The organism is [Mycobacterium] fortunisiensis (genome assembly GCF_019050325.1).
GTDB classification, from domain to species: Bacteria; Actinomycetota; Actinomycetes; order Mycobacteriales; family Mycobacteriaceae; genus Mycobacterium; species Mycobacterium fortunisiensis.
This window is the reverse complement of record NZ_VOMB01000021.1, coordinates 54,908-78,538: the sequence shown is the minus strand read 5'-3', so window position 1 is coordinate 78,538 and position 23,631 is coordinate 54,908. Positions and strand designations below refer to the sequence as shown.

The following is a 23,631-nucleotide window of genomic DNA, read 5'->3' as shown; positions in this document are numbered from 1 at the left end:
CCTGGCCTTTCTAGATGGGCTGGAAAGCGAAGGTGACAACCTCGTTGCCGTCTTCATCGGTGGTGAACGGGATCATGGTGAGTTCGACTTCCTGGCCGAATTGCAGCTTGGCCGGGTCGTTTTCGGTCAGCCGACCCTCGACGCGGATGACCGGGCCGGTGTCGTCGGCGAGTTCGACGAGGCCGACGCCGAACGGGACGAAGTCCTTGCCGGCCGGCCCGGCGTACGGTGCGCCGGGCGGAAACCCCTGCGTGGTCCAGGCGACGACGGTGCCACGCCGGGGCAGGAGCACCTCGGCGGTATCGGCACTGCTGCACTTGGGGCAGTGGTCCTGAACCGGGAAGACGGCGGCACCGCAATTGCCGCACTTGCTGCCGATCAGCTGGGGATTCTCGTCGGGCCAGGTTGAGATCTCGGGCGCCAGAGCAATCTGTGTTGACACGCCGCTGACGATAACCGGAAATGCAATTCTCGTCTAGTGAGAACCCACTCTCGGTAGGCTTCCGGTATGGCCGACATCCTGCCCGGTGCGATCCGTCAGATCGGATATGTCGTCACGGATTTGGACGACGCGATATCACGCTGGCTGCAGATGGGTGTCGGCCCGTGGTTCGTCATCCGTGATCTGCCGCAGCGGGTGACCTACCGCGGTGAGCCCTGCGAGGTGCGGCTGTCGCTCGCCCTGTCCAACAGCGGTGACGTGCAGATCGAGTTGATCCAACAACTCGATGACGCGCCGAGCATCTTCACCGAGTTTCTGGACAGCGCACCGGCCGGCGGTTTCCATCAACTCGCGTACTGGGCAGCCGATTACGACCAGGCCATGGCCAACCTCGCTGCGGCCGGGTGGCCGCAGGTGTGGTCCGGCGGCGACGAGGGCGTGCGCTTCTCCTACTTCGAGCCGCCCACCGGGGCCGCCATCGTGGAGATCATGGAGCTCACCGATGGCGTCGGGCGGGATGGCCGCCTATGTGTACGAGCAGGCCGCCGGCTGGGACGGCAGCGATCCCGTCCGCGAGTTGGGCCGCGGCTAGCCGCGCCGAAACGGCATTCCAGCAGGCCCGCACTCGAACTTTCGCTGCTGGAATGCCGTTTCGGCGAGAGAGGGGGTGGGCTACTTGCCCTTGTTCATCACCTTGTCGGCGGCGGTCCAGTGCTCGTCGGAGCACCACAGCCGGGCGAAGGCCGAGACGGCCTCGGTGGTGGGCACGCCGTTGATCACCCGTTTGACCTCACCGGCCTGACGCCGGGCCAGCAACTGTGCCGCCGTCCGCCAGGTCTCGGCGAACTCGGAACGCGGCACGACCTGATCGACGAGACCGGCCTGCTCGGCCTCGCGGGCAGTGAGGATCCGGCCGGTTCCGGCCAACAGCAGCGCCCGGCTGCGGCCCACGAGCGTGGCCAGCCGCTCGGCCCCGCCCCAGGCCGGCATGATCGCCAGCGCCACCTGGTTGAAGCCGATCTTGATGTCGTCGGCGGCGATCCGGATGTCGGCGGCCACCGCGACCTCGGCCCCGCCGCCGAGCGCGTGGCCGTTGAGCGCGGCGATCACCGGTCCGTCGAATCCGGCGATGCGGTCGCAGATCGTGCGCATCCGCCACGCCATCTCGGAAGCCTCGAGCTCGGTACGCAGCGCGGCCAACTCCTTGAGGTCGCCCCCGGAGACGAAAGCCCGGTCGCCGCCGCCGGTGATCACCAGTGCCCGCGTCCCGGCGGCCCCGTCCAGCGCCTTGTTCAGCGCATCCATGGTGTCCAGTGATATGGCGTTGCGCGCCTGCGGCCGGTCGATCGTGATGATCGCCAGTTCGCCGTCGATTTCGAGGTCGACCATCAAACGTTCTCCAGTTCCGGGATTGGCATTCTCGTTTGATGAGAATAACATCACCATCGTGCGCGACATCCCCGTTGAGCTGACCAAACGGTACGTCGAAGAAGGCTGGTGGCGGCCCGAAACCTTGGGCCAGATGCTGGCCGACGGGCTGGCCGCCAGCCCCGACGCCGGGTTCTACGTGCACTCCTCGATGCGTCCGTATCGAGGCACCTTCGGCGAGGTCGAGCACAGCGCGCGGCGGCTGGCGGCGGGTCTGCGCGATCGCGGCGTCGGACCCGGCGATGTGGTGGCGCTGCAGTTGCCGAACTGGATGGAGGCCGCGGTCGCGTTCTGGGCCTCGGCCTTCCTGGGCGCGGTGACGGTGCCGATCGTGCACTTCTACGGGCGCCGGGAGCTCGGCCACATCATGGCGGCCGCGAAACCGAAGGTGTTCCTCACCACCGAGCAGTTCGGCCGCATGCAATTCCAGCCGGACCTGTGTGCCGACGTGCCGATCGTCGGACTGGTCGGCCAAAGCAGCTTCGACGATCTGCTCGCCGACGAGCCGATGAGTGGCACGCTGACCACCGACCCGGCCGCCCCCGCACTGATCGCGTTCACGTCGGGAACCACCCGGGAGCCCAAGGGCGTCGTCCACAGCCATCAGACGCTGGGCTTCGAGACCCGCCAACTCCTGGAGAACTACCCGCCGGACCGGGGCCGTCAACTCACCGCCACGCCGGTCGGACATTTCATCGGCATGCTCGGCGCGTTCCTCATCCCGGTGCTGGAAGGCGCCCCGATCGATCTGTGCGACGTATGGGACCCGGGCAAGGTGCTGGAGCTGATCGAGCACGAGGAGTTGTCGATCGGCGGGGGTCCGCCCTACTTCGTCACCAGCCTGATGGACCATCCCGACTTCGACGAGCGTCACCTGGCCCGGTTCACCACGGTCGGGCTCGGCGGTTCCACGGTGCCGGCCGCCGTCACCCGGCGGCTGGCCGATCTGGGCCTGTTCGTGTTCCGTTCGTATGGCAGCACCGAACACCCGTCGATCACCGGATCGGGCGCCGGCGCCCCGGAGGCCAAGCGGTTGTTCACCGACGGCAACCCCCGCCCCGGGGTGGAGATCCGGCTCGGGCCCGATGGCGAGATCTTCAGCCGCGGACCGGATCTGTGCCTGGGCTACATCGACGACGCCCTCACCGCAAAGCATTTCGACGCCGACGGCTGGTACCGCACCGGTGACATCGGGGTGCTCGACGACGACGGGTATCTCACCATCACCGATCGCACCACCGACCTCATCATCCGCGGCGGCGAGAACATCAGCGCACTGGAGGTCGAGGAGGTGCTGCTGGGCCTGGCGGACGTGATCGAGGCGATCGTGGTGGCCGCCCCGGACGCGCGCCTGGGGGAGCGGGTGGCGGCCGTCGTGCGGGTGCGCGACGGCGGCGCGATGCCCACTCTCGAGCAGGTGCGGGCACATTTCGAGGCCAATGGGGTGGCCCGACAGAAATGGCCGGAAGAGCTACATCTTGCCCAAGACTTTCCCCGGACGGCCAGCGGCAAGGTGCAGAAGTTCGTCATCCGGCAGGAGATTGCCGCAACTACCAGGTGACCGGGTAGGTCAGGCATTGCGGCAGCTACCAAGTGAGAATATGATTCTCGTGAATTGCAAAGGAGTTTTCCATGGGACAACTGTCGCATAGGGTCGACATTCCGTTTCCGCTGTTCGACGCGGACAACCACCTGTACGAGCCGCCGGAGGCGATGACCAAGTACCTCCCCAAGGAGTACAAGGACATCGTCCAGTACGTCGAGGTCAACGGCCGCACCAAGATCGCGATCGACGGCCACATCAGCAACTACATCCCGAACCCGACGTTCTCGCATGTCGCCAAGCCGGGCGCCTGGGAGGAATACTTCAAGTTCGGTAACCCCGACGGCAAGAGCAAGCGGGAACTGTTCGGTGAGCCGATGCGGTCCATCCCGGCGTTCTTCGAGCCGGAGCCGCGCCTGGAGCTGATGAACGAGCTGGGCGTCGACCGCTCCCTGATGTTCCCGACGCTGGCCAGCCTCATCGAGGAGCGGCTGCGCGACAATCCGGTCGCCATCCACGTCATCATCCACTCGCTGAACCAGTGGCTGGACGAGGTGTGGGGCTTCAACTACCAGAACCGCATCTTCACCACCCCGGTGATCACCCTGCCGATCGTGGAGAAGGCGATCGAGGAACTGGAGTGGTGCGTCAAGCGCGGTGCCCGCGCCATCTTGATCCGCCCGGCCCCGGTGCCCGGCTTCCGTGGTCCGCGTTCGTTCGCGCTGCCCGAGTTCGACCCGTTCTGGGAGCGTTGCGTCGAGTACGACGTGTTCGTCGGCATGCACTCGTCTGACAGCGGTTACTCGCGCTACACCTCGGAGTGGGACGGCACGGTGCAGGAGATGCTGCCGTTCCAGACCAACGCGATGAACATCCTCAACGAATGGCGCCCGATCCAGGACGCGGTGGGCTCCTGGGTGATCCACGGCGCGTTGTTCCGCCACCCGAAGCTCAAGGTGGGCATCGTCGAGGCCGGATCGAAGTGGATGTTCCCGCTGCTGGACTCGATGGCCGAGGTGTTCAAGAAGGCCCCCGAGGCCTTCCTGGGCAACCCGATCGAGGAGATCAAGAACCGGATCTACGTCAGCCCGTTCTACGAGGAGGGCATCGACGACCTGATCAACCTGATCGGTGTAGACCAGGTGCTCTACGGGTCGGACTGGCCGCACCCTGAGGGCCTGGCCGAGCCGACCCACTACGTCACCGCGCTCGAGCACCTGTCCGTCGAGGATCAGGCCAAGATCATGGGTGGCAACCTGGGTCGCCTCGTCACCCTGTGACAAACCCGAATTGGCAGACCATCCCCGAGATGGTCTTGAGCGCAGCGGACCGTTTCGGCGACGCCGAGGCTGTCATCGACGGTCCGCTGCGCTTGACTTTCACCGAACTCGTCGAGCGCATCCGCAGGGCCGCGGGTGCGTTCGCCGAGTTCGGCGTCGACAAGGGGGACCGGGTCGCGGTCTGGGCTCCCAACTCGGCCGAGTGGATCATCTCGGCGTTCGGGATCATGACCGCCGGCGGAATCCTGGTTCCGGTCAACACGCGGTTCAAGACCGATGAGGCAGCCGATGTCGTCGCGCGCAGTGGCGCCAAGGCGGTGATGGTCCAAAGAGGTTTCCTCGGACAGGATTTCGCCTTCTCGCCGACTCAGCTCGACGTCCCGACAATCGATCTGAAGTCGGATTTCCTCGGCAGCGGGTCACCGCTCACCCGTGATGTGGAGCCCACCGACGTCGCCGATGTCATCTTCACGTCGGGTACCACCGGCCGGCCCAAGGGCGCGATGATGAACCATCGCCAGACGCTGCGAGCCTATGAGGAGTGGGCGACGCTGGCGGATCTGCGCGAGGGCGATCGCTATCTGATGATCAACCCGTACTTCCACACCTTCGGCCTCAAAGCCGGCTTGGTGGCCTCCTTCTTGCGTGGCGCGACGATGCTGCCGGTCGCGGTGTTCGACGTCGATCGGGTCGTGGAACTGATCGAGCGGGAACGCGTCACGATGCTGCCCGGCCCCCCGACGCTGTATCACTCGCTGCTGGCCGTCACCGATCGCAACCGCTTGGCGACGCTGCGTGCCGGGGTGACCGGGGCCGCCGACATTCCGGTGGAACTGGTGCGACGCATCCGAGAGGAACTGCCGTTCCAGACGTTGATGACCGGCTACGGCCTCACCGAGGCGGGCAACGTGACGTTGTCTCGACCGGGCGACACTGCCGAGGACGTGGCGACCACGGCCGGCGTCCCGTGCCGGGACGTCGAGGTCCGCATCGCCGACGACAGCGAGGTTCTGGTCCGGGGATACAACGTGATGCAGGGCTATCTCGACGATGCCGCGGCCACCGCCGAGGCGATCGACGAGGATGGCTGGCTGCACACCGGAGATCTCGGTGAGTTCACCGAGTCCGGTCGGTTACGGATCGTCGGACGCAAGAAAGACATGTTCATCGTCGGTGGCTTCAACGCCTACCCGGCTGAGATCGAGGGCTACCTGCTGGAGCATCCGGCGGTCGCGCAGGTGGCCGTGATCGGGGTCCCCGATGAGCGGATGGGGCAGGTCGGCAAGGTCTTCATCGTGCTCCGCGATGAGCCCGGGGCCCCGTCGGTCACCGCCGAAGAGCTGATCAATTGGGCGCGTGAACGCATGGCTGGCTACAAGGTGCCCCGGTCGGTCGAGTTCCTCGACGAACTGCCGCTCAACGCCACCGGCAAGGTGATGAAGAACCAGCTTGAGGCCAGGGTAGCGTCGGTCGGCGGCAAGTAACGGCCGAGAGCGCACAGGGCGTAAACACCATTTCCGCAGCTAAATGACCGTTTAAGTGCCTGCTGTTGATGATGTACTCTCGGGTCACTACCGCAAACTGATAACGTAATTCTCGTTAAGCAGGCTGCTGAACGGACAGGAGGTCGGCATGCCGTCCCGCAAGCCTTCGTCGCCGGTACTCGATACTAGCGAAGTTGACGCATCGCCCGGTGATTCCACCGAGGATGCCCTGGAGCTGGCCGAACTGGCCGAAGCCGAGGCCGCCGAGGCCGAGGCCGTGGCGGCAGCCGCCCGGGCCAGGGCTCGCGCCATCAGGTTGCGTAGCGAGGCCAGCGAGGCGGCTACCGAACCGGAAGGCGTGGCCGACGGCGAGCCTGACAGCGACACCGTCAACGAATCCGAGTCTGCTGAGATCACCGATTCCACCGCGGTAGAGCTGGACGCGCCGGTCCTCGACTTCGACGCCGAAGAGGCCGCTGTCGCCGAGGGAGAAGCTGGTGAGGCCAAGCCATCGCGCTCGTGGCGCCGGCTCCGGCTGCCGCGGGCGTCGCGGCTGTTCTGGAAAGTGCTGGCGAGCTGCCTCACCCTCATTGTCATCGCGGGCCTGCTCGCGGCGAGCGGCTGGATGATCTGGCATCACCGGCAAGAGCAACATCGTCAGCAATTGGTGAGTGAATACACCGCCGCGGCCCGCCAAACCGTGGTGACGCTCATGTCGCTGGACTTCAATCACGTCGAAGACGCGGTCAAGAACATCCTCGACAACTCGACCGGCGAGTTTCGGGAGGACTTCGAAGCGCAGTCGAAAGACTTCGTGAAGTTGTCCCGCGACGCGAAGGTGGTCACGGAGGCGAAGGTGACCGCCGCCGCCGTGGACACCATGACCGAGAACACCGCCACCGCGTTGGTGTCGGTGAACACCCAGGTCACCAACGCCACGGGTGCCAACAAGCAACCGCGGCCCTGGCGGGTGGCCGTCGACCTGGTCCGCGAAGGTGATCAGATCAAGCTGTCGAAAGTCGAGTTCGTGCCGTGACCCTGGATCAGGACCTCAAAGAGACCGATAACGAGAACGAGACCGAGACGGACGTCGAGGACACCGACACAGAGAACACCGACACCGAGACGGACGTCGCTGCCGACGGCGAGGAGCAGGCCGCGCCCGAGGGCGATGATGCCGGCGCACCGGCCGACACCAACGACGAGCCGACATGGCGCCGGCGGGTGGCGCGGCTGTGGTTCCCGCTGGCACTGGTGGTGGCGCTGATCGTGTCGGCCGCGCTGGCCGGGTGGTTGTACTTCGCGCAGTTCCGGCCCGATCAGCAGACGGGTCAGGCAGCCGCCGAGACGGTGCTCAAGGCCGCCGGCGACGGCACCACCGCGTTGCTGACATATGCCCCGGATAGCCTCGACCGGGATTTCTCGGCCGCGAAGTCACATCTGACGGGTGATTTCCTGTCGTACTACACCAAATTCACCGAGGAGATCGTCGCTCCTGCTGCCAAGCAGAAATCGGTGAAGACCACCGCGGCGGTCGTGCGTTCGGCGGTCTCGGAGATCCATCCGGACTCTGCGGTGGTGTTGGTGTTCGTCAACCAGGCCACCACCAGCCAGGAGAACCCCAACGGGAGCTTCTCTGCCAGCGCCGTCAAAGTTGGGATGAGCAAGATTGACGGCAACTGGTTGATCTCGTCCTTCGACCCGGTGTAGCGCGAGAAAGCGGCGGGGCGGCAGGGCGTCAGTCCTGGGCGTGGCGCTCGTACGCCCAGCGCTCGAGCCACGTCTGCAGTTCATGCACTGCCAATGCGCTCACCAGTGCACTGATCACCACGAGGCTGAGCAGCAGCGCACTCATGGTCGGCACCCCGCCCCCGCGGAGGCACCCAGCAGGGCGTGGCGGACGGCTCGGTAGCGGTCGCGTTCGGCGATGCACCAGGCGTCGGTCCACCCTTCGAGCAGATCACCGCCGCGCAGTAGCCGGTACAGGTCGGGGTGATCGACGGCCGATGCCCCGCGGCCGTCGCTCGTCGCCTCATGCCACGCCATCGCCTCGTGCCAGTCGACCTTCACCTCAGGCGCCAACCTGATGTACTGGTGCCGCACCACGAGCAACGCGTCGGCGCCCACGGGCCGCAGCCGCCACAGGGCCGAGCGCAGGGACGCCACCGCCTTGTGCGGCGGGCTGCCCGGCCACAGCAGGTCGCACACCCAGCCGCGGTGCAGTTCGCCGCGCTTGACGGCTGCCAGCGCCACCAACCGGCGGCACGACGGCGGCAACGCCAGCGGTTCCCTGTCGCGGTAGACGGCGAACTCTCCGATGAGGTTCAGCGTGAATTGCTTGGACACGCTCTCATCCTCGAGCCTGACCGGAACGCTGACATCAGTAGTGCACTACCTGTATTTGCGGCATATTCCTGCCACCACGCCGCGGTCAATCCCCGGTGCGGCCCATCGGTGCGGTGGAATGTCGGTGCAGTGCGACGAGGAAGGGACATATCAGTGTGAACGAAGACAGGCCCGGCCCGGTTCAAACCCATCGGCTCAGCGGAATGTCCGGCCGAGACCCGCACGAGCAGAACCGGGTCTCCACGCCGCTGGAGCTGTTGTTCGACCTCACGTTCGTCATCGCCTTCGGGGTGGCCGCGTCGCAGCTTGCGCATCTGATGGCCGAGGGTCACGTGGCGGCCGGGCTGGCGGGCTTCGCGTTCGCGGCATTCGCGATCTGGTGGGCCTGGATGAACTTCACTTGGTTCGCCTCGGCGTACGACACCGACGACTGGGTGTACCGGATGACGACGATGCTGCAGATGGTCGGCGTCATCGTCCTCGCACTGGGCATCGCGCCGATGTTCGCCTCGGTCGAACACGGCGGACACATCGACAGCACGGTGATCGTGGCCGGCTATGTGGTGATGCGAATTGCCTTGGTGGGGCAGTGGTTACGGGCGGCCGCCCAAGATCCGCCACGCCGGTCGGCGTGTCTGACCTATGCCGGCGCGATCGTCGTCGCGCAGGTCGGATGGGTGGCCCAGATATTCGTGCAGACGTCGGTTCCGGTCTTCTTCGTCACTGCGTTGGTGTTGGTGGCCGTGGAGATGAGCGGCCCGGTCCTGGCCGAGCGACGCATGGGCGGCACCCCGTGGCATGCCCACCACATCGCCGAGCGCTACGGGTTGCTCGCGATCATCGCGCTCGGCGAGGGGGTGGTCGGCACGGTGGCATCGCTGACCGCCGAGGTCGGCGAGCACGGTTGGTCCACCGACTCGATCCTGCTGGTGGCCGCCGGAATTGGGCTGACGTTCGGCATGTGGTGGGTGTATTTCCTGGTTCCGGCCGGCGAGTTGCTGCATGCCCGCAGGCAATTGTCGTTCTGGTACGGCTACCTGCATCTGGCGGTGTTCGGCGCGATCGTGGCGACCGGTGCCGGGTTGCACGTCGCCGCCTACTACATCGACGGAGAGTCGACCCTGGATTCGGTCGGCACCGTGCTGGCCGTCGCGATTCCGGTGGGCGTCTACCTGGTGTCGATGTTCGTCATCTACTCGCTTTTGGTGGGCGATTTCGATGTCGTACATGCGATGCTGCTGGTGCTCGCCGCGGCGGCGCTGGCGGCGGGGGTGGTGTTGGCAGCCGGTGGCATGTCGATGGCGGTGTGTCTGTTGGTGGTCACCGCGGCACCGCTGGTGGTCGTCGTCGGCTTCGAGGCGGTCGGGCATCGGCATGCCGCGGTGGCGGTCGCGCATCGACTCGGCGCTCACCGCCCCGGATGAGCCTCGAAGCTCTCCAACAGCATTCGTTCCTGTTCGGCGGCCAACAATCGGCGCGCCTTGGCCCGGGTGACCAGAATTCCGACGGTGGCCAGCGCCCACACCGCGTATTGCGCCGACCAGGCCAGCCGGAATGAGGTGAACGAATAGCTGTCCGTGCCGGACAGGATCAGCCCCATCGCCTGCATGACCAGTAGGGCGGCCAGGAACCCGCCCATGTTCACCATGCCCTGGGCGGTGCCGAGCGTGTGGCTGGGGTTGAAGGTGCGGGCGAAGTCGAAGCCGACCATCGAACCGGGCCCGCCGACGGAGATGACCACGACGAGCACCACCAACAACCAGGCGGGAGCCGGGCCGGGCAAGGCCAACACGACCGTCCACACCAGGGCGTTGCTCGCGATGATCCAGAGCACCAGCCGCGACCGGCGATGTGGGTGGCGGCCGGTGACGATGCCGATCATGATGCCTGCGGTGATGGCCGACGCCACCGAGACGGTCAGCAGCGATCCGGCCGCCGTCGCCGAAAGGCCCTGCGCCACGGTCAGATAGGGCACACCCCACATCAGCGCGAACACCGTCACCGAGAACTGGGTGCCCATGTGGGTGAAGAAGCCGAGCCGGGTGCCCGGCCGCAGCCAGACCGTGGTGATGCGGGACAGCGTGGTGTGCAGCGAGATCGGCTCGGGGGTCAGGGCGGCGCCGTGCGGTGTGTTGCGGATCAGGGCCAGCGCCAACACGATCACCACCAGGCCGAACGCCGCCACGGACAGATAGGCCGGCGTCCATCCCGAGCCGGTGAGGATCGCCAGGAACGGGACGGCCGAGAGCACCTGGCCGAGCTGCCCGCAGATTCCGGTCAGCTGGGCGACCAGTGGGACCCGGGCCGGTTCGAACCAGTAGGGCACCAGCCGAAGTACCGAGATGAAGGTCAGCGCGTCGCCCAGACCGACGATGGCCCGTGCGCCGATGGCCGCCGGCAGTGACTCGCTGAGCGCGAGAATCAGCTGGCCGGTTGTCATCAGGGCGGCGCCGCAGACGATGAGCACCCGGGAACCGAAGCGGTCCAGGAGCAGCCCGGCGGGGACCTGCGCTGCGGCGTACACGATCACCTGCAGCACGACGAAGGTGGACAGCACCCCGGGGCTCGCGGCAAATCTGTCGGCGGCCTGCAAACCCGAGACACCGAGCGTGGTGCGGTCGAGCACCGCGATGATGTAAGCGAGTAACCCGGTGCCCCAAACGATCCAGGCGCGCACGCGGGAACCTTTCGTCCAAATGTTTGTCGAGCAGACATCCATGCTCTCGTACCCAGGACGTCGAAGCGACCGGACCTCATTGTCGCGGAGATGGCTGTGGTCGCCGGACCCGGGTTCGGCGACTGGATAGAGTTGGCTGAAATCGCATAATCATGTTCTCTTTGCAAAGAGCATCCGAATATATCTGCAGATGGTGACGCTTCTGATGCAGCTGTTGAATAAGTGAATAGTGTAGTTATGAATTTGCTCACGCTATTTTTCGCGCGTAGGGTGTCAGCATGATTCGCTGTTCGAACCGACGCGGAGGACGTCGGCTTGGTTGAGTACCGTCTGGAGGACTTGGCGCGCATTTCTGGCGTCAGTGCTCGAAATATCCGGGCTTACCGTGAACGCGGACTGTTGGATTCGCCTCGGCGCGTAGGCCGTTCGGCCTATTACGGGGAACGGCACGTGGCGCAGTTGGCGGCGATCAGCCAGCTATTGGCCAAAGGCTTCAACTCGGCGCACATCTCCGAGTTCTTCGCCGGTCTGCGGGGTGGGCGGGGCTTGGCCGACACCTTGGGAATCGATCCCTCCAGCTGGCGGGTGTCGGAGTCGGGGCTGGACGTGGACCCCACCGACGATGACGCGCGCACCCTCGTCGCGGCCGGTGTGGCCCACGTGACCGACGGCCGGGTGGAATTGTCCGACCCGGTATTGGCCGAGATGGTCGGTGGCACCGAGGATCGGGCACTGTGCGTGCGGATCATGGCCCGGCTGACGGCGACCCTGCGACCGGCGTCGGCCCACACCGGGTAACCGGCGGAATTGTTACCGACTAGTAAGATATTCCAGCAAACTTTTTGGCCGGCGAGCCGCGGTTCGCTAGACAGATTTGGCTCAGTTGTCTGTTGACTCACGGTCTGTTCGGCGCTGCAGATGTGGCCGGAAAATTAGATAACGATTCGATAACAATACTGCCTTGATCTGCACAGTTGCACCTACTCGACCGTAACCACCTGCCAACAGGACGTTTGTCCCGAATGTCTTTGGCCACCACTCGGCACGGTGTGACGTTACCGGCGGTTACCCATGCGTAGAACTCGCCAGTAACCAATCTGGGCGGAAAACTTACATCTGTTCTTATGCCACTCTTAGTGCAGCGGGAACGCGCGTGACACTGATCCGTTGGGCTCGGGAGGAACCGTGTTCCGGCTTGATTCGACGCTGAATCGCCGTTGGTCTGTCGTCCGGGCAGCCACACCGCGCCCACACACGTAGACCCCTGAACCGCACGGACCACCCAAATACCGCACGCGACAGCCGCCACGCAGAACCGCAGCAGCACCGAGGAGATAGCGCCAGTGACGATCTATGAACACGACCGGGTGTCCGCCGGTCGCAACGACGACTCAGGGTCCGACGGTCGGCAGGCTGACTCCACCCATGCCCTGGTCGATCGGCTGAGCGCCGGCGAGCCGTACGCGGTCGCCTTCGGTGGCCAGGGCAGTGCCTGGCTGGAGACCCTGGAAGAGCTGGTGTCCTCGGCCGGCATCGAGGCCGAGCTGGCGACGTTGGCCGGTGAGGCCGAGCTGCTGCTGGAGCCCGTCGCCGCCGAGTTGGTCGTGGTCCGGCCCATCGGCTTCGAACCGCTGCAGTGGGTCCGGGCGCTGGCCGCCGAGGAACCGGTGCCCTCCGACAAGCAGCTGACCTCGGCCGCCGTGTCGGTGCCCGGTGTCCTACTGACCCAGATCGCCGCGGTGCGCGCGCTGGCCCGCCAGGGCATGGACCTGGTCGCCACTCCGCCGGTGGCCGTCGCCGGCCATTCCCAGGGCGTGCTGGCGGTCGCAGCGCTGGCCGCCAAGGGCGCCAAGGACGTGGAGCTGCTGGCACTGGCACAGCTGATCGGCGCGGCAGGCACGCTGGTGGCCCGCCGCCGCGGGATCACCGTGCTGGGCGACCGGCCGCCCATGGTGTCGGTGACCAACGCCGAGCCCGAGCGCATCTACGAGCTGCTCGAAGAGTTCAGCCAGGACGTGCGCACCGTGTTGCCGCCGGTGCTGTCGATCCGCAACGGCCGCCGCTCCGTGGTGATCACCGGCACACCCGAGCAGCTGTCGCGCTTCGAGCTGTACTGCAACCAGATCGCTGAGAAGGAAGAGGCCGAGCGCAAGAGCAAAGTCCGCGGCGGCGCGGTGTTCGCCCCGGTCTTCGAACCGGTCCAGGTCGAGGTCGGTTTCCACACCCCGCGCCTGGCCGACGGTGTCGACATCGTCGGCCGGTGGGCCGAGGCCGTCGGCATCGACGTCGAACTCGCCCGCGAGATGGCCGAGGCCATCCTGGTCAGCCAGGTGGACTGGGTCGACGAGATCTCTGACCTGCACGAGGCCGGTGCCCGCTGGATTCTGGACCTCGGTCCCGGCGACATCCTGACCCGCCTCACCGCGCCGGTGGTCCGCGGGCTGGGCGTCGGCATCGTGCCCGCCGCCACCCGCGGCGGACAGCGCAACCTGTTCACCATCGGCGCGGTGCCCGAGGTGGCCCGGCCGTGGACGAGCTACGCGCCGACCGTGGTGAGCCTGCCCGACGGATCGGTGAAACTCTCGACCAAGTTCACCCGGCTGACCGGACGGTCGCCGATCCTGCTCGCCGGTATGACGCCCACCACAGTGGACGCCAAGATCGTCGCCGCTGCAGCAAACGCCGGCCACTGGGCCGAACTCGCCGGTGGCGGCCAGGTCACCGAGCCCATCTTCAACGACCGCATCGCCGAATTGGGCGAGCTGCTGGAGCCGGGCCGCGCCATCCAGTTCAACACCCTGTTCCTCGATCCGTACCTGTGGAAGTTGCAGGTCGGCGGGAAGCGGCTGGTGCAGCGTGCCCGTCAGTCCGGCGCACCCATCGACGGCGTCGTGGTCAGTGCCGGCATCCCGGACCTCGAAGAGGCCGTCGAACTCATCGGTGAGCTCAACGATCTGGGCATCAGCCACGTGGTGTTCAAGCCCGGCACGGTCGAACAGATCCGCTCGGTCATCCGGATCGCCGCCGAGGTGCCCACCAAGCCGGTGATCGTGCACATCGAAGGCGGGCGCGCCGGCGGTCACCACTCGTGGGAGGACCTCGACGACCTGCTCCTGGCCACCTACTCCGAGCTGCGCAGCCGGTCCAACATCACCATCTGCGTCGGCGGTGGCATCGGTACCCCGGAGCGGTCCGCCGAATACCTGTCCGGCCGCTGGTCGGCCGCGCACGGCTACCCGCTGATGCCGATCGACGGCATCCTGGTCGGCACCGCCGCCATGGCCACCCTGGAAGCCACCACCTCACCCGCGGTCAAGCAGCTGCTGGTGGACACCAAGGGCACCGAGGCGTGGGTGGGCGCCGGTAAGGCGGCCAACGGCATGGCCTCCGGGCGCAGCCAGCTCGGCGCCGACATCCACGAGATCGACAACACCGCATCGCGTTGCGGCCGGCTGCTCGACGAGGTGGCCGGTGACGCCGAGGCGGTGGCCGCGCGTCGCGACGAGATCATCGCGGCGATGGCCAACACCGCCAAGCCGTACTTCGGCGACGTCGCCGAGATGACCTACCTGCAGTGGCTGCGCCGCTACATCGAGCTGGCCATCGGTGACGGCAACACCACCGCCGACACCAAGCGCGACGACTCGCCGTGGCTGGACATCACCTGGCGTGACCGCTTCGAGCAGATGCTCAAGCGCGCCGAATCACGTTTGCACGCACAGGATTTCGGCCCGATCGAGACACTGTTCGATTCCGCGGGCGATGGCGAGGTGCTGCTGGAGGATCCCAAGGCCGCGCTGGCTGCCCTGGTCTCGGCCTACCCGGACGCCGCCTCGGTGCAGCTGCACCCGGCCGACGTGCCGTTCTTCGTCGAGCTGTGCAAGACGCTGGGCAAGCCGGTCAACTTCGTGCCGGTGATCGACAAGGATGTCCGCCGCTGGTGGCGCTCCGACTCGCTGTGGCAGGCCCACGACGCGCGCTACGACGCCGACCAGGTCTGCGTCATCCCGGGCACCGCCGCGGTGGCCGGGATCACCCGGGTCGATGAGCCCGTCGGCGAGCTGCTGGACCGCTTCGAGCAGGCCGCCGTCGACGAGGTGCTCGCCGCCGGTGCCCAGCCGCAGCCGGTGCTGTCGCGCCGTCAGGGCCGTGACGATGTCACCGGGCCGCTGGCCGTGCTGCTGGATGCCCCCGACGTGCTGTGGGCTGGGCGCACCTCGGTCAACCCGGTGCACCGGATCGCGGCGCCGTCGGAGTGGCAGGTCCGCGAGGGCTCGCAAAACCGTTCTGCCACACACCCGTCCACCGGCGCCCGGCTTGAGGTCGCCGACGATCAGCACGTCGTGCTCTCGGTGCCGCTGTCGGGAACCTGGATCGACATCCGGTTCACCCTGACCGAGGCCATCCGCAGCGGCGGCGCCCCGGTCGTCGAGGTCGCCGACGCCGCGACAGCGATGCGGTCGGTGCTCGCCATCGCCGCCGGTGTCGACGGACCGGACGCCCTGCCGCCCGTGGTCGATGGGACCGCTACGGTCACCGTCGCCTGGGACCCGGAGCAGGTCGCCGACCACACCGGTGTCACCGCCACCTTCGGCGCCCCGTTGGCGCCGACGCTGACGATCGTCCCCGACGCCCTGGTGGGCCGGTGCTGGCCCGCGGTGTTCGCCGCGATCGGCTCCGCTGCCACCGACACCGGATTCCCGGTGGTCGAGGGTCTGCTGAGCCTCGTGCACCTGGACCACGCAGCTCACCTGTTGGCCGCGTTGCCGACGGAGCCGACGGAATTGACCGTCACCGCAACGGCTTCGGCTGCCCATGACACCGAAGTCGGCCGCGTTGTGCCGGTTTCGGTGTCGGTGAGCAGCAGCGATGGCACCGAGCTGGCCAAGCTGGAGGAGCGGTTCGCCATCCGTGGCCGTACCGGTGCAGCCGAGCTGACCGACCCGGTCCGGGCCGGCGGCGCGATCTCCGACAACGCCACCGACACCCCGCGCCGTCGCCGGCGTGACGTCGCGATCGGCGCGCCGGTCGACATGCGGCCGTTCGCCGTGGTGTCCGGCGACCACAACCCCATCCACACCGACCGGGCCGCCGCGCTGCTGGCCGGCTTGGAATCGCCCATCGTGCACGGCATGTGGCTGTCGGCCGCTGCCCAGCACGTCGTCACCGCCACCGACGGCAAGCCGGTTCCGCCGGCCAAGCTGGTCGGCTGGACCGCCCGCTTCCTGGGCATGGTCTCCCCGGGCGACGAGGTCGACTTCCGCGTCGACCGGATCGGAATCGACGTCGGCGCCGAGGTTCTCGAGGTGCAGGCCCGCATCGGCTCCGAGCTGGTGATGGCCGCCACCGCGCGACTCGCCGCTCCCAAGACGGTCTACGCGTTCCCCGGTCAGGGCATTCAGTCCAAGGGCATGGGCATGGAGGTCCGGGCCCGGTCCAAGGCCGCGCGCAAGGTCTGGGACAACGCCGACACGTTCACCCGCGAGACCCTGGGCTTCTCGGTGCTGCACGTGGTCCGTGACAACCCGACCTCGCTGATCGCCTCCGGTGTGCACTATGAGCACCCCGAGGGCGTGCTGTACCTGACCCAGTTCACCCAGGTCGCCATGGCGACGGTGGCTGCCGCCCAGGTGGCCGAGATGCGCGAGCAGGGCGCGTTCGTCGAAGGCGCGATCGCCTGCGGGCACTCCGTCGGCGAATACACCGCGCTGGCCTGCGTTTCCGGCGTCATCGAACTCGAAGGTCTGCTGGAGGCGGTGTTCCACCGCGGCTCCAAGATGCACGACATCGTGCCGCGCGACGAGCGGGGCCGGTCCAACTACCGGTTGGCCGCGATCCGGCCGTCGCAGATCGACCTCGCCGACGAGGACGTCAAGGACTTCGTCGCGCAAATCGCGGCGAATACTGGTGAGTTTCTACAGATCGTGAACTTCAACCTGCGTGGTTCGCAGTACGCGATCGCCGGCACCGTCCGCGGGCTGGAGGCGCTGGAGGAAGAGGTCGAGCGGCGTCGCGAGATCTCCGGCGGCAAGCGATCATTCATCCTGGTGCCCGGTATCGACGTGCCCTTCCACTCCAGCGTGCTGCGGGTGGGCGTGGACGACTTCCGGCGCAGCCTGGAACGCGTGCTGCCGCGCGACCGCGACCCGGAGCTGGTCGTCGGCCGCTACATCCCCAACCTGGTGCCCCGGCCGTTCACGCTGGACCGCGACTTCATCCAGGAGATCCGCGATCTGGTGCCGGCCGAGCCGCTCGACGAGATCCTCGCCGACTACGACACCTGGCGTAACGAGCGGCCGATCGAGTTGTGCCGCAAGATCGTCATCGAGCTGCTGGCCTGGCAGTTCGCCAGCCCGGTGCGCTGGATCGAGACCCAGGACCTGCTGTTCATCGAAGAGGCCGCAGGCGGTCTCGGGGTGGAGCGGTTCGTCGAGATCGGTGTGAAGAACGCGCCGACCGTCGCCGGCCTGGCCACCAACACGCTCAAGCTGCCGGAGTACGCGCACAGCACGGTCGAGGTGCTCAACGCCGAGCGGGATGCCGCGGTGCTGTTCGCCAGTGACACCGATCCGGAACCGGAGCCGGAGGCCGAGGAAAGTCCGGCACCGGCTTCCGCGGAATCCGAGGCCGCTCCGGCTGCCGAGGCAGCGCCGGCCCCGGCCGCCGCACCGGCCGTTCCGTCCGGTGGACTCACGCCCAATGTCGCGCCCGCTGGCGCTCCGCGGCCCGACGACCTGACGTTCGACGCCGCCGACGCCACAGTCGGTCTCATCGCGTTGAGCGCCAAGATGCGCATCGACCAGATCGAGGCACTGGACTCCATCGAGTCCATCACCGACGGGGCGTCCTCACGACGCAACCAGCTGTTGGTCGACCTGGGCTCCGAGCTGAACCTGGGCGCCATCGACGGTGCGGCCGAGGCTGATCTGGGCGCGCTCAAGGGGCAGGTCAGCAAGCTGGCCCGGACCTACAAGCCGTTCGGTCCGGTGCTCTCGGATGCCATCAACGATCAGCTGCGCACGGTGTTCGGGCCGTCGGGCAAGCGCCCGGGCTACATCGCCGAGCGGGTCACCAAGACCTGGGAGCTGGGTCCGGGCTGGGCCAAGCACGTCACCGTCGAGGTGGCGCTGGGCACCCGTGAGGGCAGCAGTGTTCGCGGCGGCGATCTGGGTGGCCTGCACCCGGGGGCGCTGGCCAGTGCCGCCGATGTCGACAAGGTGATCGATGCCGCGGTGGCCGCGGTGGGCGCCCGGCAGGGCGTTCCGGTGAGCCTGCCCTCGGCCGGCGGTGCCGGTGGCGGCGGCGTGGTGGATTCGGCCGCGCTCAACGAGTTCGCCGAGAAGGTCACCGGTCCCGACGGCGTGTTGGCCTCGGCCGCGCGCACGATCCTGGGTCAGCTGGGACTGGACGCGCCCGTGGGTGTCACCGAGGCCGTCACCGATGCCGAGCTGATCGATCTGGTCACCACCGAACTCGGTTCGGACTGGCCGCGATTGGTGGCCCCGGCGTTCGAGGCCAAGAAGGCCGTCGTGTTCGACGACCGCTGGGCCAGCGCCCGCGAGGACCTGGTCAAGCTGTGGCTGGCCGACGAGGGCGAGATCGACGCGGACTGGCCGCGCCTGTCGGAGCGCTTCGAAGGTGCCGGACATGTGGTTGCCACCCAGGCCAATTGGTGGCAGGGCAAGGCCCTGGCGGCCGGCCGCAACGTCCACGCCTCGCTGTTCGGTCGGATCGCGGCCGGCGCCGAGAACCCCGGAACCGGCCGGTATTCCGGCGAGGTCGCCGTGGTGACCGGTGCGTCGAAGGGGTCGATCGCCTCCGCGGTGGTCGGGCAGTTGCTCGACGGCGGTGCCACCGTGATCGCCACCACCTCGCGTCTGGACGACGACCGGCTGGCGTTCTACAAGGAGCTCTACCGCGACAACGCCCGCTTCGGCGCCACCCTGTGGGTGGTCCCGGCCAACATGGCGTCCTACGCCGACATCGACAAGCTGGTCGAGTGGGTCGGTAGCGAGCAGATCGAAAGCCTTGGGCCGCAATCGATCCACCTCAAGGACGCGCAGACCCCGACGCTGCTGTTCCCGTTCGCCGCGCCGCGCGTGGCCGGGGATCTGTCGGAGGCGGGTTCGCGTTCCGAGATGGAGATGAAGGTTCTGCTGTGGGCCGTGCAGCGGCTCATCGGCGGGCTGTCGACGATCGGTGCCGAGCGGGACATCGCCTCGCGACTGCACGTGGTGCTGCCGGGATCGCCGAACCGCGGCATGTTCGGTGGCGACGGTGCCTACGGCGAAGCCAAGTCCGCGCTCGACGCTTTGGTGAACCGCTGGAGTGCGGAGAGCTCGTGGGCCGAGCGGGTTTCGTTGGCGCACGCGCTGATCGGCTGGACCAAGGGCACCGGGCTGATGGGCCACAACGACGCCATCGTCAGCGCGGTGGAGGAGGCCGGTGTCACCACCTACAGCACCGCCGAGATGGCAGCCATGCTGCTGAACCTGTGCACGGTGGAGGCCAAGGTGGCCGCGGCCGATGCGCCGATCAAGGCTGACCTGACCGGCGGCCTGGGTGACATCAAGATCGACATGGCCGAGCTGGCTGCCAAGGCCCGCGAGGACATGGCCTCCGCCTCAGCGGAATCCGAGGATGACGAGGCCGAGGGAACCATCCCGGCGCTGCCGTCCCCGCCGCGGGGCCACAACCCCGCACCCACACCGGAGTGGGCCGACCTCGATGTCGACCCGGCCGACCTGGTGGTGATCGTCGGTGGCGCGGAGCTGGGGCCGTACGGCTCGTCACGCACCCGCTTCGAGATGGAGGTCTCCGGCGAGCTGTCGGCGGCCGGCGTGCTGGAACTGGCCTGGACGACCGGCCTGGTCAAGTGGGAGGACGATCCCAAGGCCGGCTGGTACGACACCGAAACCGGTGAGCTGGTGCCCGAATCGGAGATCGTGGAGCGCTATCACGACGCTGTGGTGGAGCGCTGCGGTATCCGCGAGTTCGTGGACGACGGTGCGATCGATCCCGATCACGCCTCGCCGCTGCTGGTCAGTGTGTTCCTCGACAAGGACTTCTCGTTCGTGGTCTCCAGCGAGGCCGATGCCCGGGCGTTCGTGTCCTTCGATCCCGAGCACACCGTGGCCCGGCCGGTGCCGGATTCGGCTGACTGGCAGGTGATCCGCAAGGCGGGCACCGAGATTCGGGTTCCGCGCAAGACCAAGCTGTCGCGCACGGTAGGTGCCCAGATCCCCACCGGGTTCGACCCGACGGTGTGGGGCATCACCCCGGACATGGCCAACTCGATCGACCGGGTCGCGCTGTGGAACATCGTGGCGACCGTGGATGCGTTCCTGTCCTCGGGCTTCACCCCGACCGAGCTGATGCGCTGGGTGCACCCGAGCCTGGTGGCCTCCACGCAGGGCACCGGCATGGGCGGCATGACCTCGATGCAGACCATGTACCACGGCAACCTGCTGGGGCGGGCCAAGCCGAACGACATCCTGCAGGAGGTGCTGCCGAACGTCGTTGCGGCACACGTCATGCAGAGCTACGTCGGCGGCTACGGCGCCATGGTCCACCCGGTCGGCGCCTGCGCCACCGCGGCCGTCTCGGTCGAGGAGGGTGTGGACAAGATCCGTCTCGGCAAGGCCGATCTGGTGATCGCCGGCGGCTTCGACGACCTGACCCTGGAAGCCATCATCGGCTTCGGTGACATGGCGGCCACCGCCGACACCGAGATGATGCGCGCCAAGGGCATCAGCGACTCGAAGTTCTCCCGCGCCAACGACCGTCGTCGTCTCGGCTTCCTGGAAGCCCAGGGCGGTGGCACCATCCTGCTGGCCCGCGGTGATCTGGCCGCCAAGATGGGCCTGCCGGTGCTGGCCGTCGTCGGCTACGCGCAGAGCTTCGCCGACGGTGTGCACACCTCGATCCCGGCTCCGGGCCTGGGTGCTCTGGGCGCCGGTCGTGGCGGCAAGGATTCGCAGCTGGCCCGCTCGCTGGCCAAGCTGGGTGTGGGTGCCGACGACATCGCGGTGATCTCCAAGCACGACACCTCGACGCTGGCCAACGATCCCAACGAGACCGAGCTGCACGAGCGGCTGGCCGACTCGATGGGCCGTTCACCGGGCAATCCGCTGTTCATCGTCAGCCAGAAGACTCTGACCGGGCACGCCAAGGGCGGCGCGGCGGTGTTCCAGATGATGGGGCTGTGCCAGATCCTGCGTGACGGCATCATCCCGCCGAACCGCAGCCTGGACTGCGTCGACGACGAGCTGGCCACCTCCGGCCACTTCGTCTGGGTGCGTGAAGCCCTCGACCTGCGTGGGAAGTTCCCGCTCAAGGCGGGTCTGGTGACGAGCCTCGGGTTCGGCCACGTGTCGGGTCTGGTGGCCCTCGTGCACCCGGAGGCGTTCATCGCTGCGCTGGGACCGGCCGAGCGCGACGAATACCGCAAGCGGGCCGAGCAGCGCACGCTGGCCGGTCAGCGCCGGTTGGCCTCGGCCATCGCCGGCGGGCGGCCGATGTACGAGAAGCCCGCCGATCGCCGGTTCGACCACGACGTGCCGGAGAAGCGCCAGGAAGCCGCGATGTTGCTGAACGCGGACGCCCGCCTCGGCGACGACGATCTGTATGTGCGGTGAGTGGGTGCGGACAGCGGTGAGCTAGGTTCGGCTCCATGGCGATTGTGGGCGTAGGCATCGATCTGGTTTCCATACCTGATTTCGCCGAGCAGGTGGACCGACCGGGAACGGTGTTCGCCGAGACGTTCACGCCAGGTGAGCGCCGGGACGCCGCCGATAAGAGTTCGTCGGCGGCCCGGCACCTGGCGGCTCGGTGGGCGGCCAAAGAGGCCGTGATCAAGGCCTGGTCGGGCTCACGGTTCTCCAAGCGGCCGGCCCTGCCGGAGGGGATCCACCGCGACATCGAGGTGGTCACCGACATGTGGGGGCGGCCCAAGGTGCGGCTGTCCGGCGAGATCGCCAAGCACCTGGAGAGCGTGACCATCCACGTCTCGCTCACCCACGAGGCCGACACCGCCGCCGCGGTGGCGATCATCGAGGAGCTCTAGCTCTCTCGACAGTGCGGCTAGTGTCGACACCATGACTGATGTCGTGCAGCGGGTACAGCAGGTGTTGCCGTCGGTACGAGCCGACCTGGAGGACCTGGTCCGCATCCAATCGGTATGGGCCGACCCGGCCCGCCGCGACGAAGTGCAGCGCAGCGCCGAGGCCGTCGCAAAGCTCTTGTCGGACGCGGGCTTTCCCGAGGTCCGCATCGTCAGCGAAGGCGGCGCCCCAGCCGTCATCGCGCATTACCCGGCGCCCGCCGGCGCACCCACCGTGCTGCTGTACGCCCACCACGACGTGCAGCCCGAAGGCAATCCGGCCCAATGGGATTCCGCACCGTTCGAACCCACCGAACGCGACGGCCGGCTCTACGGCCGCGGCACCGCCGACGACAAGGCCGGTATCGCAACCCATCTCGCGGCCGTCCGGGCCTTTGACGGCAAACCGCCGGTGGGTGTGACGGTGTTCGTCGAAGGCGAGGAGGAATCCGGGTCGCCCTCTCTGGGCGCACTGTTGGCCGCGCACAAGGAGGCCCTGGCGGCCGACGTCATCGTCATCGCCGACTCGGACAACTGGAGCACCGAGATCCCGTCGCTCACGGTCACACTGCGCGGGCTGGCCGACTGCGTGGTCGAGGTGGCGACCCTGGACCACGGGCTGCACTCGGGCCTGTGGGGTGGGGTGGTGCCGGACGCGCTGAGCGTGCTGGTGCGGCTGCTGGCCGGCCTGCACGACGACGACGGCAATGTCGCGGTCGCCGGTCTGCACGAGGCGACGGCGGCCGACGTCGACCGCGGCCCAGACTGGGTGCGCCAAGAGTCGGGTCTGCTCGACGGGGTGTCCGAAATCGGTTCCGGCTCAGTGGTGCAACGCATGTGGGCCAAGCCGGCGATCACCGTCATCGGCATCGACACCACACCCATCGACAAGTCGTCGAACACCCTGATCCCACGCGCCAGCGCCAAGATCAGCATGCGGGTGGCCCCCGGCGGCGACGCTCACGCGCATCTGGAGGCCTTGACCCGGCACCTCGAAGATCAGGTGCCCTGGGGTGCCCAGGTCACCGTCACACCGGGCGACGTCGGTCAGCCCTACGCCATCGATGCCTCCGGCCCGGTGTACGACGCCGCACGTTCGGCGTTCCGGACTGCCTGGGGCACCGACCCGGTGGACATGGGTATGGGCGGATCGATCCCGTTCATCGCCGAATTCGCCGAGGCGTTCCCGGCCGCGACGATCCTGGTGACCGGCGTCGAGGACCCCGGCACCCAAGCCCACAGCATCAACGAAAGCCTGCATCTGGGGGTCTTGCAGAAAGCGGCGACAGCTGAGGCGCTGCTGCTCGAAAAGCTCGCCCGCTAGCCATCG

General features: G+C 67.6%; 14 protein-coding genes and 1 pseudogene. 11 read left to right on the top strand and 4 right to left on the bottom strand.

Annotated features, from left to right (window positions below; translation table 11 throughout):
* Positions 1 to 10 precede the first annotated feature (10 nt).
* The gene (locus tag FR943_RS18895) at positions 11 to 442 is read right to left on the bottom strand and encodes a Zn-ribbon domain-containing OB-fold protein (protein ID WP_308170606.1); all 432 of its coding nucleotides are present in this window, start codon (positions 440 to 442) and stop codon (positions 11 to 13) included.
* A gap of 66 nt (positions 443 to 508) precedes the next feature.
* Here FR943_RS18895 and FR943_RS18890 point away from each other — a divergent pair.
* Positions 509 to 1,034: pseudogene (locus FR943_RS18890) on the top strand (VOC family protein).
* Between the two features lie 80 nt (positions 1,035 to 1,114).
* Here the strand turns inward: FR943_RS18890 and FR943_RS18885 are convergent.
* Entirely contained in the window at positions 1,115 to 1,831 is a 717-nt protein-coding gene (locus tag FR943_RS18885) for an enoyl-CoA hydratase/isomerase family protein (protein WP_217159783.1), read from the bottom strand.
* Between the two features lie 58 nt (positions 1,832 to 1,889).
* Here FR943_RS18885 and FR943_RS18880 point away from each other — a divergent pair, with 58 nt between their 5' ends.
* The 5 genes from FR943_RS18880 (at position 1,890) to FR943_RS18860 (ending at position 7,887) form a co-directional block, all read left to right on the top strand.
* The gene (locus FR943_RS18880; RefSeq protein WP_217159782.1) at positions 1,890 to 3,431 is read left to right on the top strand and encodes an AMP-binding protein; all 1,542 of its coding nucleotides are present in this window, start codon (positions 1,890 to 1,892) and stop codon (positions 3,429 to 3,431) included.
* 71 nt (positions 3,432 to 3,502) lie between these two features.
* A complete protein-coding gene (locus FR943_RS18875) occupies positions 3,503 to 4,693 on the top strand; it encodes an amidohydrolase family protein (protein ID WP_217159781.1) in 1,191 nt (396 codons plus the stop codon).
* Positions 4,690 to 6,177 carry a FadD3 family acyl-CoA ligase gene (locus FR943_RS18870; RefSeq protein ID WP_308170605.1) on the top strand — a complete coding sequence of 496 codons (1,488 nt, stop codon included), beginning with the start codon at positions 4,690 to 4,692 and terminating at the stop codon, positions 6,175 to 6,177. Before FR943_RS18875 ends, FR943_RS18870 begins: the two co-directional genes overlap by 4 nt.
* Before the next feature lie 148 nt (positions 6,178 to 6,325).
* Entirely contained in the window at positions 6,326 to 7,213 is an 888-nt protein-coding gene (locus tag FR943_RS18865) for an Rv1363c family protein (RefSeq protein ID WP_217159780.1), read from the top strand.
* Between the two features lie 2 nt (positions 7,214 to 7,215).
* Positions 7,216 to 7,887 carry a twin-arginine translocation pathway signal gene (locus tag FR943_RS18860; protein ID WP_217159954.1) on the top strand — a complete coding sequence of 224 codons (672 nt, stop codon included), beginning with the start codon at positions 7,216 to 7,218 and terminating at the stop codon, positions 7,885 to 7,887.
* A 141-nt stretch (positions 7,888 to 8,028) separates the two neighbouring features.
* On the opposite strand, the gene FR943_RS18855 is transcribed toward FR943_RS18860, so the two are convergent.
* A complete protein-coding gene (locus FR943_RS18855; RefSeq protein ID WP_217159779.1) occupies positions 8,029 to 8,523 on the bottom strand; it encodes an AfsR/SARP family transcriptional regulator in 495 nt (164 codons plus the stop codon).
* Between the two features lie 203 nt (positions 8,524 to 8,726).
* Between FR943_RS18855 and FR943_RS18850 the strand changes: the two genes are divergently transcribed.
* Positions 8,727 to 9,947, top strand: coding sequence for a low temperature requirement protein A (locus tag FR943_RS18850; RefSeq protein ID WP_217159778.1), 1,221 nt, complete (start codon positions 8,727 to 8,729; stop codon positions 9,945 to 9,947).
* Here the strand turns inward: FR943_RS18850 and FR943_RS18845 are convergent.
* Positions 9,932 to 11,200, bottom strand: a complete 1,269-nt coding sequence (locus tag FR943_RS18845; RefSeq protein WP_217159777.1) for an MFS transporter — start codon at positions 11,198 to 11,200, stop codon at positions 9,932 to 9,934. The genes FR943_RS18850 and FR943_RS18845 overlap by 16 nt on opposite strands.
* Before the next feature lie 315 nt (positions 11,201 to 11,515).
* On the opposite strand from FR943_RS18845, the gene FR943_RS18840 reads away from it, so the two are divergent.
* The 4 genes from FR943_RS18840 to FR943_RS18825 all read left to right on the top strand — a co-directional run bounded on the left by FR943_RS18840 (position 11,516) and on the right by FR943_RS18825 (position 23,625).
* Positions 11,516 to 11,998 carry a MerR family transcriptional regulator gene (locus FR943_RS18840; protein ID WP_217159776.1) on the top strand — a complete coding sequence of 161 codons (483 nt, stop codon included), beginning with the start codon at positions 11,516 to 11,518 and terminating at the stop codon, positions 11,996 to 11,998.
* Positions 11,999 to 12,543: 545 nt separating this feature from the next.
* Positions 12,544 to 21,837 carry a type I polyketide synthase gene (locus FR943_RS18835; protein ID WP_217159775.1) on the top strand — a complete coding sequence of 3,098 codons (9,294 nt, stop codon included), beginning with the start codon at positions 12,544 to 12,546 and terminating at the stop codon, positions 21,835 to 21,837.
* A 35-nt stretch (positions 21,838 to 21,872) separates the two neighbouring features.
* On the top strand, positions 21,873 to 22,265 hold the full coding sequence (gene acpS / locus FR943_RS18830) for a holo-ACP synthase AcpS (RefSeq protein ID WP_217159774.1): 393 nt from the start codon (positions 21,873 to 21,875) through the stop codon (positions 22,263 to 22,265).
* 31 nt (positions 22,266 to 22,296) lie between these two features.
* The gene (locus FR943_RS18825) at positions 22,297 to 23,625 is read left to right on the top strand and encodes a dipeptidase (RefSeq protein WP_217159773.1); all 1,329 of its coding nucleotides are present in this window, start codon (positions 22,297 to 22,299) and stop codon (positions 23,623 to 23,625) included.
* Positions 23,626 to 23,631 lie beyond the last annotated feature (6 nt).